The following is a 15,862-nucleotide window of genomic DNA, read 5'->3' on the forward strand; positions in this document are numbered from 1 at the left end:
TTTTTATAAGGTATTTATCGAATAATAATTGCTATTTTTGAAAGTATAAAACACATCTAATTATGAAAAATTTAAAATCTTATATCACTCAAAATAAAGAACAACTTCTTAATGAATTAATTGAATTACTCAAAATACCTTCAATTAGTGCAGATTCTGAATACCAACCAGCGATTTTAAAAACGGCTGAAGCAGTTGAAAAAGCCTTACAAAATGCAGGCTGTTCTAAAGTTGAAGTTTGCGAAACACCAGGAAACCCAATTGTTTATGGCGAAAAAATTATCGATAAAAATTTACCCACTATTTTAGTTTACGGACATTATGATGTGCAACCTGCAGACCCAATTGAACTTTGGGATTCACCTCCTTTTGAACCAATAATTAAAAAAACTAAAACTCATCCTGATGGAGCTATTTATGCTCGTGGTGCTTGTGATGATAAAGGTCAAATGTATATGCACGTAAAAGCATTAGAATATATGACCAAAAACAATAACTTACCTTGTAACGTAAAATTTATGATTGAAGGTGAAGAAGAAGTTGGTTCTACTAGTTTAGGCTGGTTTGTTAAAAGAAATCATGAAAAATTAGCTAACGATATCATTTTAATTTCCGATACTGGTATGATTTCTAATACGCAACCTTCCATAACTACAGGTTTACGCGGATTGAGTTATGTTGAAGTTGAAGTTACAGGTCCTAATCGTGATTTACATTCTGGATTATACGGTGGTGCTGTAGCAAATCCTATAAATATTTTGACTAAAATGATTGCTTCTTTACACGATGAAAACAATCACATTACCATTCCTGGGTTTTATGATAAAGTGGAAGAATTATCTGCCAAAGAACGTGCCGAAATGGCAAAAGCTCCTTTTTCACTAGAAGAATATAAAAAAGCATTAGATATTGATGAAGTTTATGGCGAAACTGGTTACACCACCAACGAACGAAACTCAATTCGCCCAACCTTAGATGTTAACGGAATTTGGGGAGGTTATACTGGTGAAGGTGCAAAAACCGTAATTGCTAGTAAAGCGTATGCTAAAATTTCAATGCGTTTAGTTCCTAATCAAGATTGGAAAGAAATTACCAAACTATTTAAAAAGCACTTTGAAAGTATTGCTCCAAAAGCAGTAAAAATTAAAGTTACTGAACATCACGGCGGACAAGGTTATGTTACGCCAATTGATACTGTTGCCTACCAAGCTGCAAGTAAAGCCTACACCGATACTTTTGGAGTTACACCAATTCCACAACGTTCAGGCGGAAGTATTCCAATTGTAGCCCTATTTGAAGATGAATTAAAAAGTAAATCCATTTTAATGGGATTTGGATTAGATAGCGATGCTATTCATTCTCCAAACGAACATTTTGGAGTATTTAATTACTTAAAAGGAATTGAAACTATTCCGTTGTTTTACAAATATTACACGGAAACGAGTAAGTAATAAAATGCTGTTTAATAAATCTTTGAAAGTGTCATTCTTAACAATATCACACTGAACACAATTGAAGAATATCATATTAAATATGTCATTGCGAAGTTTTTAAAAAAAACTGTGGCAATCTGTTTCTTTGGATGAGATTGCCACGTCGTTTTACTCCTCACAATAACGAACAAATGTCACACTGAGCTTGTCGAAGAATCTATTTAAAAACACCCAAAAGGTCCCTCAAGGGGACAATGCTTGTTAAGGAACAGTTATGCTGAGTGCAGGAAGAATCTCTTATTAAATACGTCATTGCGAAGTTTTTAAAAAAACTGTGGCAATCTGTTTCTTTGGATGAGATTGCCACGTCGTTTTACTCCTCACAATAACGAACAAATGTCACACTGAGCTTGTCGAAGTGTTATTTCAGGTTCTCAAAGTTTTAGAAAACAAAATAATGGGATTCTGAACCAAGTTCAGAATGATGCTTTCAAAGATTTTTTAAACAGTAATTTATTTTAAATCTTAAATTTTCTTCACATATTTAGTGATAATTACAATTTGCGTTGGTCCAACTTTACCTTCAATATATTCCGCATTATCTGGGTCTAGTGAAATTCTTCTTACGGCAGTTCCTTGTTTAGCAACCAAACTCGATCCTTTCACTTTCAAATCTTTTATTAAAACTACTGAATCGCCTGTTTGCAAAACTACACCGTTTACATCTCTGTGAATTACTTTATCCTCTGGTGCATCTCCCTCACCCGTAGCTTTTGCCCATTTTAAATTTTCATTATCTAAATATAGCATATCTAACAAATCCTGAGGCCAGCCTTCAGCACGCAAACGCGTCAACATTCTCCAAGCAACTACCTGAACTGCAGCAATTTCACTCCACATGCTATCATTTAAACAACGCCAGTGATTTGCTTCTGTATTATCCGGATTTTCTATTTGATTTTTACAAATTGCACAAACATAAATGCTGTCATCAACCGTTCCTTTTGGAGCCGGAGGTACTTTATAAACACCTAAATTTTCTTTACTTCCACACAATTCGCAACATCCTCCACTTCGCTCTTCTAACGTTTTATTCACACTCATTTTTTCTAGTTTTTACGGTTGCAAAAGTACACTTTAATAGCAATTAAGCAAATCATTATAAAATAGTACCTATTTGGGCGTTACCATTTTTTTGATAAAAAATGGTCGGGCTATTCGCTACAAATCCTCGCTACCGCTGTGGGTTTTCCACTACTATCCCTAACGCAAAAAAAAAGAGTTCTTCACTATTACAACGGATAAATAGTAACGCTATATCCTAACCAATTTTGCAATTTATCATAAATTAGTTGTTGATCTTTAGCAGAAAAATCTTTAATTCTGGTTTTATGAGAACCTCCTTTTAAAACCATTTTTAAAAAGTTTACATGAGGTTTTGGGTTTGGTGCACAAGCTCCCCAAGTATCGTATTCGCCATAAATATAAAGAATTTTATTTCCCTGATTTTCAACATAATCTCTAACTTTTTTAATGTAATTAGGATTAAAAGTTAAAGCTACATTTTTAGGTGCAAATCGTTTATTGGTAGGATGTTTTACCACTTTTAATAAATCTTTTACAGGCTCTGTATCAAATCCGTAATAACCTAATTCGGTTTCATGTTGATAATAACTTGGCAATAAATTATAATAGGTTTTATCATCATAAAAACCAATTCCTGCAATTTTATTTAAGTACTTAAATTGTTCTTTTGCGGTAGCATTAACCCTCGGAATTTCATCACACTTTCCTCCCCATTGCCAAAAAGAAAATGGAAATTCTAAAACGGCATATTCCAAAGCTTCCTCTTGAGAAAGTTGAGTAAATTTCATCTTTTTAGCTTTAGCATAATTATTTATTTCCAATAAAACACTATCTCTCTTTTGTAAAACTTGTCGTTGAAATTCAACAATTTTTGCTCTACAATCTTTACTTCCAACGGTATTAATATGTTGTTGCGTTCGTTCATCTTCTTGTCCATTAATCAAGGGTGCCACATAAGGAACAGCTACATCTACATCATACGGATATTTAGATTTATAAATCAAAACCGTTTCGCCACCTTTACTAATTCCGGTAGAAAGCCATTTACCTGTATAAAGAGTTTTTAGCTTAGTTACAAGTTGATGATAATCTTCAATTGCCTGATTATTTTTTAAATATTTCCAAGGTATTGAATCTGGTCTAGACTTACCGTAAAACCGATATTCTACTTGCACTTGATTTCCTTTTAAAATTTTAGTCAATTCATACGTTCTTGGCCTTGCACTATAACCTTCTGTAACTAAAACTGTTGGTTTTTTAAAAGAAGCATGAGACAAGTAAACATAATGTTTAAAGGTTCCGGCTTTTAGATTATTATGATCTAAAGGCTCATTTATAACCAATTGAAAAGCTTTTGTGAAATGGTCTTTAGTATCTATTTTAGTAATTTCAGCATCCGGAAAAAGTTGCTGCAATTTTTGCTGTATGGTTAGTATTTCAATGGGAGCAAGATTAACTCTACAAGAAATAAATGAAAAACTAATTGCAATAAAAAAAATAAGAGATTTGTATATTTTCATAGGTATTTAATTAAATCGTTCTATTGAAAAAGGGACTAAATTAATGAAAGTTTTTTTATTAGAAATTACTTCCGAAATTAATTTTCCAGTTGCCGGACCTTGGCTCCAACCCATCATAGCATGCCCTGTTGCTATACAAACATTATTGTATTTTTTAGTTCGCCCAATATAAGGTAAACCATCGGGAGAAACCGGACGTAATCCGGAGGCTGCATCTTGTTTTTCTTCTTGGGAAAAAGTAAGGTTTGGATAAAATGCCTTACCTGCATTTGCAATTGCTTGAACTCTTTTTTGATTTATATGATTGTTTATCCCTGCAATTTCCATAGTTCCACCAAACCTTGTAAATCCGTCCATTGGCGTAACGGCAACATTTCTATCGGTTAAAATTGCAGGAAAATTGATACTTGTATTTTTTACCACATTTATTCGATACCCTTTACCTGCCTGAACCAATAATGGAATGTTTAATTTTTTTGCAACTATTGGACTCCAGGAACCAGCAGCAATCACTAGTTCATCTAAATTGTATTCCTGTTTATTAGTAATTAACTTACTTACTTTTTTACCATTTTTTACAAAATTCAATACCTTTTCATTCTTATGAAATTGTACTCCTTTACTTTTAAGATATTCTTTAAAATTTCTCATAAAAATATCTGGAGTTGAGTGTGCATCACATAAATAATGATACGCTCCTTCAGCTTTCATTTCAGGTTCTATTTCTTCCAATCTTTTTTTATCAATATGGTGTACTTCCAAGCCTTGTTCTTTAGCCATTTTTGCCAAATAAGCTTCTTTTTTTTCAAATTTTGAAGATTGATAACTCATTAAAACACCTTTTTGCTCAAATTGAAAATCAAAAATATTAGCCTTTTTAATTTCAAGATATAATGCTTTACTAAAAAAAGAGAGATCTTTTATTATAGGAATAGATTTTATAACATGTTTTTCAGTTGCATTTTTATTAAAATTCCAAGCCCACTTAAATAAATCTAAATCCAATCTAGGTTTTAAATAAAACGGACTTGATGAATTAAACATCATTTTTAATCCATCTGAAACCATTCCGGGTGCTGAAAGAGGAATTACATGACTTGGAGATATATAACCCGCGTTGACAAATGAAGCTCCTGATGAAATATCAGATTGATCTATAATAATAACTTGGTGACCTTCATTTTTAAGATAAAAGGCACAAGATAACCCTATAATACCTCCACCAATAATGATAACATTTTTCATTAAATCAATTATTTTTAGTGGTTTGTTTTCCATCAACTAAACGTGAAATATGCAATGGATTTTCATTTTTTAATTCATCTGGTAATAAATTATTTGGCCAATTTTGAAAACTAATTGGACGCACCCAACGTTTAATAGATTGAACTCCGACAGCTGTAAATCTACTATCCGTTGAGGCTGGATAAGGACCTCCGTGCTGCATAGCCTCAGAAACTTCAACGCCTGTTGATACTCCATTAAAAATAATACGACCCACTCTATTTTGAAGTGCTTCTACTATGGATTTATAAGAGTTTAATTCTTCTGAATCAGCTATTATAGTTCCTGTTAATTGACCTTCTAATTTAGAAATAATTTCTTCTAACTGATTTAAATTTTCACATTGTACCACTAAAGAAAATGGTCCAAATACTTCTTGATGTAATTTGGTGTTTTGTAAAAATTGAGTTCCATCAACTTTCAAAACTGATGGTCTTCCAAAATTTTGAATACCATCGGTTGAATTTTCAACTAATGAATGAACACCTTCTTGATTTATTATTTGCTCTTTTTTAGTTTCAAAAGCTTTATAAATGGCAGGATGTAACATACAAGTTGGTTCCTTTTTAGCAATTTTTTCAGCTAAAGTGTTTATAAAATTGGTTAATTCAGCACTTTTAATTCCTAACATTAATCCAGGATTGGTACAAAATTGTCCGCTACCTAAAGTAACTGAATTCGCATAGGTTTCCGCCCATTCTTCAGCTTTATTTTGCAATGCTTTTGGAAATAAAACAACAGGATTTACACTACCCATTTCGGCAAAAACTGGAATAGGTTCAGGTCGTTGACTTGCTAAATTAAATAAAGCTCTGCCACCTTGAACACTTCCTGTAAAACCTACTGCTTTAATTTGAGGATGTTGAACTAATATAGTACCAACTTCAATTCCACTACTATTTAAATTTGAAAATACGCCATTTGGCATTTCGGTAATTTCTGCAGCTTTTATTATTGCAGATGCAACTAATTCACCCGTGCCGGCGTGCATTGGATGCGACTTAACAATTACAGGACAACCTGCAGCTAATGCTGCTGCAGTATCTCCACCTGCTGTTGAATAAGCTAGCGGAAAATTACTTGCTCCAAAAATAACTACTGGACCCAAAGGAATAGTCATTTTTCGTAAATCGACTTTTGGAACTGGTTTTCTATTAACATCTGAATTTTCGATGATAGCATTTACCCAAGAACCTTCCTTTACTAAATTGGCAAAAGATTTTAATTGAAAAATAGTTCTACTTCTTTCCGAAATTGCTCTTTCTTTAGTTAAGCCAGATTCCTCACAATAAATTTCAATAAGGTCATCACCTAAAATTTCAATCTGATTGGCAATTTCATTTAAAAAATTACTTTTTTGTTTTCCTGAAACTGTTCTGTATTTTTTAAAAGCTTCATTTGCCAAGGATACCGCAACTTCAATTTCAGCTATTGAAGCTTCAACAAAAATATATTCATTTTCAATATTTTTTTTTGGATTGACGGTTTTAAAAGTTGTTAAACCTATTGAAGACAATACATTTCCAATATAATTTTTTCCTGTTATCATATTTAAATTTTAAAATATTATAAAAAACCTAATTCTTTTTGCTTCTTTTTTGGCAAACTTTTTACTACCAAATTATACGAATGATCAATTAATTCTTTTATTAATTTATTAGATAAATTACTTTCAATAGTTATGGTATTCCAGTGTTTTTTATTCATGTGGAATCCCGCTATAATATCTTCATATTCTTCTCTTAAAATAATTGCTTTTTCAGGATCACATTTTAAATTTACTTTTGCCGGATGATGCTCTAAACCAGATAAGGCAAATAGTTTACCAGCCACTTTAAATACTAAAGTTTTTTCATCAAACGGAAAACTTTCGGTAACGTATTTTTTAGCTAAACAATATGCTCTAAATTCTTCGATGTTCATATTAATTTAACTTTTCAGTTTCATTATTTGGTAAATGAAGTTGAGCATAATTTAGTTTCCAACCTGATATTTCAATTAATTTTTCAATCATTAAAACGGTGTCAAAGGCTTCTTTCTTTGCTGTAATTAACAAACCGCTTTCGGGTATTTTATTAATTATAAATTTTTTAGAAGCTTTGTTTAATTCGGTTAAATCATTTGCTTCAAACTTATTAAAAAAACCATCCTTTTTATCATAATATTTAACATCGGTTTCAATGGTTAAAATTTTAGGTTCAGGGAAATGAGTTAATATAATTTCTTGAGTTTTATTATTTGCCTCTAATTTAATTTGCGATAAATCAAAACCGATATGAGCTGTTGCATTTACTAATAAAATTGCTTTCTTTTTACTAATAATAATATTTAAAAAGCGATTTTTAGTATCTTCATAATGATAAATTTCAGCAAAATCTCCTTCAACCGTTATTAATTTACAGACACTTTTAATTTTTTCAATTAAAATTATTGCTTGCGATTCTATTTTATGAGCCTTGTTTTTATGCTGATAATATGATAATCCCCAATAAGTAAGCAACGAACCTAATACAATTCCTAAAAATATTTCCATAAATTAAAATTACTAAATTAATTTGTTTTTTTAATATAAAAAAAGCAGCTATAAAAGCTGCTTAAATTAGGGAAATTTAGTTTTTACAATTATTCCAAAACTGTTTTTAAATTGGGAATAACATTAAATACGGGCGGTTCTGCCAAATGACGTTTTACAGGGCACTGAGCTACTACTTTTTTTATGGTTTCTCTATATTTTTCTGGAAATCCTTCTGGTAAATCAATAATCATATCAATGGTTTTTACCATATTAGTCATTTGATTATAATCCATACGTTGTGTTAAACTTACTCCTTCTAACGACATTCCTCTTTGTTGCATAAATGCTCTTACATAAACTGCGGAACACATACCTGCAGTTGCTAAAAAGATTAGAAAAGGTGATTCGTTCATGGTTATTTCATTACCATTCATTGATGGAACAATTCGTCCGTTGTTGTCAAAATTTATAATTAAATCCATATTGTTTTATTTTTTATTCGGCAAAATTAGGACAACTTTTAAATCTTATATGTAACTATAACTACATAGTAATTAAGCTTTTATTATAAACAAATCTGATGCAATGCCATCGGCTAAGAATTTTCCTTTTTTTGTAGTTACTAATATTTCTGTAGTAGTATTATTAGAAATTATTTCTAGTAAATCTGTTTTTATAAATTTCTGAGCATTTTTAAGTAATTCTTTAGTAAAATTTTCACCAAAATCGTTAGAAATTTTAGTTAATGAAACGCCCCAAATAGTTCGTAAACCCGTCATAACATATTCGTTAAACTGATTCTCCTTACTTAAAATTTCATATTCAATGGGTAATTTATTGGCTAAAATAGCTTTTATGTATTTTGCATTATTAGTTACATTCCAGCCTCTAGATTTTCCATTATAAGAATGTGCGGAAGGGCCAATACCCATATATTTTTCTCCATTCCAATATGCAGTATTATGTTTTGAAAAATAATCAGGCTTTCCAAAATTTGAAATTTCATAGTGAACAAGTCCTTTTTTTTCGGTTTCTTCTACCAAAATATTAAAATGTTCTAAGGCTAATTCTTCATCTAATGGTGAAACTTTTCCTTTTTTTATTAAATGATGTAAAGCCGTTTTTTCTTCAACCGTTAAAGCATAACTTGATATATGAGGCACACCAAAATCAAAAGCTGTTTTTAAATTTGATTTCCATTTTTCTAAACTCATTCCTGGTATTCCATAAATTAAATCTATGGTAATATTATCAAAATATTTTTGAGCTTCTATTAAACATTTCTTAGATTCTTCCGCAGTATGTGCTCTATTCATAAATTTCAAATCTTCTTCAAAAAAAGATTGAATGCCAATACTTAATCGGTTAATTGGAAGTTTTGCTAGTTCTTTAATTTTGTAAGTAGTTAAATCATCAGGATTAGCTTCTAAAGTAATTTCAGCATTTTTAACAATATCATAATTGCTATAAATTACATTAAAAACAGCTTTCAATTCATCAGAGGTTAAAATTGAAGGAGTTCCTCCACCAAAATAGATAGTTTCAACTTTTTCATTTTTAAGTTCATTTTTACGAATTTCTAACTCTTTTAAAATGGCTTGTAACATTTCATCTTTTCTTTTTAAGGAAACTGAAAAGTGAAAATCGCAATACAAACAAGCTTGTTTACAAAATGGTATGTGAATATAAATTCCTGCCAATTACTACTTAATTTTATTTGCTAAATGTACAGCTTTATAAAAAAACATAAAACGTGATTTTTGTTACCTTTTTTATTAAAATTGTTTCCTAAATTTGAGTAAAACTAATTATTATGTACGCACATATTGTTTCATTTAAAGTTAAAGAAGGCGAAGGTATTTCATTTGTAGAATTGCAAAAATTTGAGGAATTAACTGAAGCCAAACCTGCAGGATTAGACCATTTTCATATTTTTAAAGATAAAAATAATGAGTTTAAATATTATTTAATTGAATATTGGAACTCTATAAAAGATAAGGAAAAAATGGAAAACTCTAAAGATCATCAACATTTTCATCTTTTAAGAGATCTTGTTCTAGAAAAAAAAATAGACACTTATGAATGCGATGTAATTGTATAATTACTTTTTTACTCGCTTTTCATTTTGTTTAACAAAGGCTGCCCAACCTGTATAATTTTTTTGAACACCTACTTTTCCGCTGTTATAAAAATGGCAAACTGCTGCAGCTAGTCCATCGGTTGCATCTAAATTTTTAGGTAATGTTTTTAAATTCACTAAATTTTGCAGCATCTTGGCAACCTGCTCTTTACTCGCATTTCCATTACCTGTAATTGCCATTTTAATTTTTTTAGGAGAATACTCTGTTATAGGAATTTCACGCAATAATCCAGCCGCCATAGCAACTCCTTGAGCTCTTCCTAGTTTAAGCATTGATTGCACATTTTTACCAAAAAAAGGAGCTTCAATAGCAATTTCATCAGGATGATAGGTTTCAATAAGTTGAATTGTTCGTTCAAAAATTAATTTTAATTTTATGTAATGATTATCATATTTTTTCAATAACAATTCATCTAAACAAATTAATTCTATTTTTTTATCCACTACTTTTATCAAACCAAAACCCATTATTGTAGTTCCGGGATCAATACCTAATATTATTTTTTCTGTGCTCAAAAAATGGTTTCTTTGTAAAAATCAAATGTACAATATCTTCAATAAATATAAATCATCAATACTATTAGTTTTTAAATTAGCTATAGTAATTGCGGCACTATATTTTATTTACAATAAAATGATAGGAAATGGATCTATTTCTATGTTGCAATTAGTAAATCAATTTCAGATTTTAATAGCTCACAATTTATGGTTGATTTTATTGTTATTACTTTTTACCGATGCTAATTGGTTGTTAGAAATTTTTAAATGGAAAACATTGGTTTCTGTTGAAAAAAAAATCACATTTTTTGAAGCTTATGAGCAGTGCCTAGGCTCATTAACCGTATCATTAATTACACCGAATAGAATTGGAGAATACGGTGCAAAAGCACTTTACTTTACTAAAAAATATCGAAAAAAAATAGTTGTTTTAAATTTAATAGGAAATTTATCACAATTAACCATTACGGTTTTATTCGGGTTATTTGGATTACTGTTTTTGATTTTTAATTACACTTTAGAAATTCCGAAAATTAACCTATTTAAATTTGTGATTTTTATTTTTTCCGCCTCAAGTTTAATAGTATTGTTAAATAAAACCAGCTTGTCAAATCGAATTAATTCGTATTTTAAAAAACTCTATTATTATATAAATAATATATCAAAAGATATTATTTGGTCAACCTTAGCCTTTTCATTAGGAAGATATCTTATTTTCTCTCATCAATTTTATTTTTTATTGTTGTTATTTGGAGTTCAAATTCCATATTTTGATGCAATTAGCTTAATTTTTGCGATGTATTTTATCGCCTCCATAATTCCCAGTTTAAGTTTATTTGATTGGGCAGTTAAAGGAAGTATTGCCCTTTGGCTTTTTAGTTTGGTTCATATTTCTGCACTAACAATAGTTACTGTAACTACTTTTATGTGGGTTCTTAACTTTGCAATCCCTGCAATTTTAGGTAGTATTTTTGTGCTAAATTTTAAAATTCCTAAAGAAACATGATCATTTTAGCACTGGTTATATCAAGTTTTTATATCATCTTAATTGGTGCTTTTATTTTAGGTTTTTCTAAACTACCTGATTTTAATCTATCAAATTTATCACCAAAAATAAAATTCACAATTATTGTTCCTTTTAGAAATGAAACTAATCATTTACCAGTATTACTTCATTCATTATCAAACCAAACCTATCCTCCTAATTTTTTTGAAATTATTTTAGTGAATGATGATTCTTCTGATGATTTTAAATCCATAATTGATATTTTTAAAAAGGAAAATTCAGCCTTAAATATTCAAGTTATTAATAACATTCGAGTCTCAAATTCTCCAAAAAAAGATGCTTTAAATACGGCTATTAACAAGGCTCAATTTAATTGGATTATTACTACCGATGCTGATTGTAAAGCACCAAATAATTGGCTAACTGCTTTTAATGAATTTATCCAAAAAAACGACACAATATTTATTGCTGCACCTGTTTTATTTGAAAGACAAAATAGCTTTTTATTTCATTTTCAAAATTTGAACTTTACAAGTTTAATTGGAACCACTATTGGAAGTTTTGGAATTAAAAGGCCTTTAATGTGTAATGGAGCAAACTTATGCTATAACAAAGCTGCTTTTTTAAAAGTAAAAGGTTTTGAAGGAAATACAAAAATTGCCAGTGGAGATGACGTTTTTTTGTTAGAAAAAATGATTATACACTTTCCTAATAAAGTTCATTATTTAAAAAGTAACGCTAGTTTAGTTCTTACAAAAACACTAACAAATTGGAGTGATTTTATCCATCAACAAATCCGGTGGACTTCTAAAGCTACTTCGTACAAAAATACTTTTTCAAAGTTGGTTGGAATTATTGTTCTGTTCGAAAATTTACTGCTAGTTTTAGTATTGATTTCAGCAATTTTCAAACCTACATTATGGTACTTATTTTTTTTCATTTTTATTTTTAAACTCTTAATTGACAGCTTTTTAATATTAAAAACTACACTTTATTTTAAAAATAAACTCAGCATCTCTCATTTAATTATTTCAAGCTTATTCTATCCTTTCTTTATAATTTTTATAGGAATTATATCACTCTTTAAAACCTATAAATGGAAAGGCAGAGTATTTAAAAAATAATTAATTTTTTGCAGAAAACAGTACGGAAACAATTTCATCGGCATGCATCCATAAATAAACAATAATAAATAAGGCTACTACCAATAAAATGCCTCGTTTATAGTTTGGTTTTTTACGATTTTTAAATCTTTGTACCATAATTTTTTAAATTTAAATTTATTTGATAGCTCGTAACATTTCTCTTTTTCCTAGAGGGCCAGGTAATCTTTCAACTGTAAATCCAACGGATTGCATTGCCCTTCTAACGCTACCTTTAGCACTGTAAGTTACTAAAATTCCGTTTAATTTTAATGCATTATACATTTTTTTAAAAATAGTTTCAGTCCATAATTCTGGTTGAACTTGAGCTCCAAAAGCATCAAAATAAATTAAATTAAATATATTTTTATCTGTTATTTCTTCAAAACGTTGCTTTCTTTTGGTTAACTTAAAATTAGGTGAAATGGTTTGCTTTTCATTCCATTTATATTGGTGCATATCAGAAAATACTTTTTCATGTTTTTTTGCATTTAATACATCAACATAATTCATTTTATCCAATTCGTTTTTTGTAACAGGATATGCTTCAACTCCAACATAATCAATATATAAACCTCTTTTTTGTGCTTCTAAAAAAGTAATAAAAGCATTTAAACCTGTACCAAAACCAATTTCAAGAATACTTATTTCAATTGATTTTAATTGTAACAATCCTTGTTTTATAAAAACATGTTTTGCTTCTTGAATTGCACCATTTTTAGAATGATATTGCTCATCCCAATCCAGTAATTGAATGGTTGTAGAACCATCTTTAGTAAGTATTATTTTTCTTTTCATTTATTCACAAACTATAAACCAATCTTAAACAAATATCAATATTTTAAATGAGTTTAAAAAACCAACAACTAATCATAAATTTATCAATCTATTTTTATTATTATTTAAAACAAAATCTATAATATATGTTAATAATGTATTTTTTTTTGAAATGTATTCATTATAAATCTAATTTTACCCTTTATTTATAATAATTAAACATTTACGAATTAAAATAATACCTAAAAAATAAGTAAATTTGTATGAACCAAATTCTGCAAAACCATGACACTTCATATAGAAAAAGCAACTACTTCTAAAATTTCAAAAGTTGATTTCAGCAATCTTTCATTTGGTCATTTCTTTACCGATCATATGTTTGAATGTGATTTTAAAAATGGAAAATGGCAAACACCAAAAATTGTTCCATACGCACCGCTAACACTTGATCCTTCGGCAAAAGTATTTCATTACGGACAAGCCGTTTTTGAAGGGATGAAAGCCTATAAAGATGATAATGATGAAATTTGGATGTTTAGACCTGATCAAAACCAAAAACGTATTAATATTTCAGCAGAACGATTAGGAATGCCTGCTTTTCCTAAAGATTTATTTTTTGATGGATTAAATAATTTATTGAAATTAGATAGCGAGTGGATTAAAAAAGGAGAAGGTAATTCATTATACATTCGTCCTTTTATTATTGCAACAGAAAGTTGCGTTTCTGCTTCAATTTCTGATGCTTATAAATTTATGATTATATGTTCTCCTGTTCAATCCTATTATTCAGGTGAAGTTAGAGTAGTTATTGAAGATAAATTTAGCCGTTCTGCAAATGGTGGAGTTGGTTATGCTAAAGCTGCCGGTAATTATGCTGGTTCATTTTATCCTACAAAATTAGCCCGAGAAAAAGGATTTCAACAAGTTATTTGGACAGATTCTTGTACACACGAATATTTGGAAGAAGCTGGTGTAATGAACGTGTTTTTTAGAATTAATGACACGCTAATTACAGCACCAACAAGTGATCGTATTTTGGATGGTATTACCCGAAAAAGTATTATACAGCTTTGTAAACACGAAGAAATAAACATTGAAGTTAGAAAAGTAACCGTTACCGAAGTTGTAAAAGCCGCTCGTAAAGGTGAATTATTGGAAATGTTTGGTGCTGGTACTGCAGCTGTTGTTAGTCCAATTTTAGGATTTTCTCATCACGATGAAAGTTTTGAATTACCTAAAATTGAAAACAGTTATGCAACATTTATAAAAAAACGCATAACAGATATTCAACAAAACAAAGCTGAAGATATTTTTGGATGGACTTATAAAGTTAAATAATTTTTAACAAGAAATTTTTGAATTCCCCCGTTCAAAATTATAAATTAGTAATGCCAAAACAATTAAAAAAATTAGATTGTTTTGGCATATTTTTTGGAACTAAAATATATAAATATATAACTTATGACAACGCTGGAAAAAGCAACTAAAAATATTCGAAATAAAGGTTTTTTAGATATTGAAATCGATAAAAATATTAATTATGTAGCAGAAATTAATAGACTTAGAAAAGAAAAAAATGCTATTATTTTAGCTCATTATTATCAAGAAAGTGAAATTCAGGATATTGCTGATTTTGTTGGCGATAGTTTAGCTTTAGCACAAGAAGCCGCTAAAACCAATGCAGCTATTATTGTTTTTGCAGGTGTTCATTTTATGGCTGAAACTGCTAAAATTCTGAATCCAACTAAAAAGGTTTTACTTCCCGATTTAAATGCAGGTTGTTCTTTGGCAGATTCTTGTCCACCTGCTGATTTTGCAGCTTTTAAAAAGCAACATCCAAATCATTTGGTAGTTTCTTATGTTAATACTTCAGCAGAAATTAAAGCATTAACCGATATTGTTTGTACCTCATCAAATGCTGAAAAAATAATTAATTCAATCCCTAAAAAACAACCTATTATTTTTGCTCCTGATAAAAATTTAGGAAGCTGGATAATTAAAAAAACAGGAAGAGATTTATTACTTTGGGATGGTGCTTGTATGGTTCACGAAGCTTTTTCCATTGAAAAAATATTGAATTTATACGCTGAAAATCCTGATGCTGAAATAATTGCACATCCTGAATCTCAAGCTCATTTACTGAAAGTCGCTAAATATGTAGGTTCTACTTCCGGACTTTTAAAATACGTTCAAACAAGTAAAGCTAAAAAATTTATTGTAGCTACCGAAGTTGGTATTTTACATAAAATGAGACAAGCTGTACCTAATAAAATTTTAATTCCTGCTCCTGTTGATGATGATAATTGTAATTGTAGCGAATGCTTTTACATGAAAATGAACACTCTAAAAAAACTTTATCTTTGCTTAAAATATGAATTACCATTTGTAGAAGTTGATACTGAGCTTAGCAAAAAAGCACTACTACCAATTCAACGAATGCTTGAACTTTCAAAATAATCTT

At 29.5% G+C, this 15,862-nt stretch carries 17 protein-coding genes; 6 read left to right on the plus strand and 11 right to left on the minus strand.

Annotation, left to right across the window (positions count from 1 at the left end; all coding sequences use genetic code 11):
• The first annotated feature begins 62 nt into the window (after positions 1–62).
• Positions 63–1,451 carry a dipeptidase gene (locus L3J60_RS06245; protein WP_291974636.1) on the plus strand — a complete coding sequence of 463 codons (1,389 nt, stop codon included), beginning with the start codon at positions 63–65 and terminating at the stop codon, positions 1,449–1,451.
• 507 nt (positions 1,452–1,958) lie between these two features.
• Here the strand turns inward: L3J60_RS06245 and L3J60_RS06250 are convergent.
• The 8 genes from L3J60_RS06250 to hemW all read right to left on the minus strand — a co-directional run bounded on the left by L3J60_RS06250 (position 1,959) and on the right by hemW (position 9,538).
• Entirely contained in the window at positions 1,959–2,537 is a 579-nt protein-coding gene (locus L3J60_RS06250; RefSeq protein WP_291974637.1) for an alkylphosphonate utilization protein, read from the minus strand.
• A gap of 188 nt (positions 2,538–2,725) precedes the next feature.
• Positions 2,726–4,039 carry a S28 family serine protease gene (locus L3J60_RS06255; protein ID WP_291974638.1) on the minus strand — a complete coding sequence of 438 codons (1,314 nt, stop codon included), beginning with the start codon at positions 4,037–4,039 and terminating at the stop codon, positions 2,726–2,728.
• A gap of 6 nt (positions 4,040–4,045) precedes the next feature.
• Positions 4,046–5,284 carry an FAD-dependent oxidoreductase gene (locus L3J60_RS06260; RefSeq protein ID WP_291974639.1) on the minus strand — a complete coding sequence of 413 codons (1,239 nt, stop codon included), beginning with the start codon at positions 5,282–5,284 and terminating at the stop codon, positions 4,046–4,048.
• 4 nt (positions 5,285–5,288) lie between these two features.
• Positions 5,289–6,872, minus strand: coding sequence for an aldehyde dehydrogenase (NADP(+)) (locus L3J60_RS06265; protein WP_291974640.1), 1,584 nt, complete (start codon positions 6,870–6,872; stop codon positions 5,289–5,291).
• Between the two features lie 17 nt (positions 6,873–6,889).
• Complete coding sequence (locus tag L3J60_RS06270) at positions 6,890–7,246, minus strand: MmcQ/YjbR family DNA-binding protein (RefSeq protein ID WP_291974641.1); 357 nt, start codon at positions 7,244–7,246, stop codon at positions 6,890–6,892.
• 1 nt (position 7,247) lies between these two features.
• Positions 7,248–7,856 carry a DUF4230 domain-containing protein gene (locus L3J60_RS06275; RefSeq protein WP_291974642.1) on the minus strand — a complete coding sequence of 203 codons (609 nt, stop codon included), beginning with the start codon at positions 7,854–7,856 and terminating at the stop codon, positions 7,248–7,250.
• Positions 7,857–7,945: 89 nt separating this feature from the next.
• Positions 7,946–8,320 (minus strand): OsmC family protein, encoded by a 375-nt coding sequence (locus L3J60_RS06280; protein WP_291974643.1) that lies wholly within the window; start codon positions 8,318–8,320, stop codon positions 7,946–7,948.
• 72 nt (positions 8,321–8,392) lie between these two features.
• Complete coding sequence (gene hemW / locus L3J60_RS06285; RefSeq protein WP_291974644.1) at positions 8,393–9,538, minus strand: radical SAM family heme chaperone HemW; 1,146 nt, start codon at positions 9,536–9,538, stop codon at positions 8,393–8,395.
• 113 nt (positions 9,539–9,651) lie between these two features.
• Between hemW and L3J60_RS06290 the strand changes: the two genes are divergently transcribed.
• Positions 9,652–9,939, plus strand: a complete 288-nt coding sequence (locus L3J60_RS06290; RefSeq protein ID WP_291974645.1) for an antibiotic biosynthesis monooxygenase — start codon at positions 9,652–9,654, stop codon at positions 9,937–9,939.
• On the opposite strand, the gene ruvC is transcribed toward L3J60_RS06290, so the two are convergent.
• Positions 9,940–10,494, minus strand: coding sequence for a crossover junction endodeoxyribonuclease RuvC (gene ruvC / locus L3J60_RS06295; RefSeq protein WP_291974646.1), 555 nt, complete (start codon positions 10,492–10,494; stop codon positions 9,940–9,942).
• A 25-nt stretch (positions 10,495–10,519) separates the two neighbouring features.
• Here ruvC and L3J60_RS06300 point away from each other — a divergent pair, with 25 nt between their 5' ends.
• Entirely contained in the window at positions 10,520–11,482 is a 963-nt protein-coding gene (locus L3J60_RS06300) for a lysylphosphatidylglycerol synthase domain-containing protein (protein ID WP_291974647.1), read from the plus strand.
• A complete protein-coding gene (locus tag L3J60_RS06305; protein WP_291974648.1) occupies positions 11,479–12,606 on the plus strand; it encodes a glycosyltransferase in 1,128 nt (375 codons plus the stop codon). Before L3J60_RS06300 ends, L3J60_RS06305 begins: the two co-directional genes overlap by 4 nt.
• Here the strand turns inward: L3J60_RS06305 and L3J60_RS06310 are convergent, their stop codons facing one another.
• Both L3J60_RS06310 and mnmD read right to left on the minus strand, forming a co-directional pair.
• Positions 12,607–12,744, minus strand: a complete 138-nt coding sequence (locus L3J60_RS06310; RefSeq protein WP_291974649.1) for a hypothetical protein — start codon at positions 12,742–12,744, stop codon at positions 12,607–12,609.
• Between the two features lie 18 nt (positions 12,745–12,762).
• Positions 12,763–13,422 (minus strand): tRNA (5-methylaminomethyl-2-thiouridine)(34)-methyltransferase MnmD, encoded by a 660-nt coding sequence (gene mnmD, locus L3J60_RS06315; RefSeq protein WP_291974650.1) that lies wholly within the window; start codon positions 13,420–13,422, stop codon positions 12,763–12,765.
• A gap of 264 nt (positions 13,423–13,686) precedes the next feature.
• On the opposite strand from mnmD, the gene L3J60_RS06320 reads away from it, so the two are divergent.
• A complete protein-coding gene (locus L3J60_RS06320) occupies positions 13,687–14,739 on the plus strand; it encodes a branched-chain amino acid aminotransferase (protein ID WP_291974651.1) in 1,053 nt (350 codons plus the stop codon).
• A 123-nt stretch (positions 14,740–14,862) separates the two neighbouring features.
• Positions 14,863–15,858, plus strand: a complete 996-nt coding sequence (gene nadA / locus L3J60_RS06325) for a quinolinate synthase NadA (protein ID WP_291974652.1) — start codon at positions 14,863–14,865, stop codon at positions 15,856–15,858.
• The last annotated feature ends 4 nt before the right edge of the window (positions 15,859–15,862 follow it).

The sequence above is a fragment of the Lutibacter sp. genome, from assembly GCF_021647475.1.
Classification (GTDB): Bacteria; Bacteroidota; Bacteroidia; order Flavobacteriales; family Flavobacteriaceae; genus Lutibacter.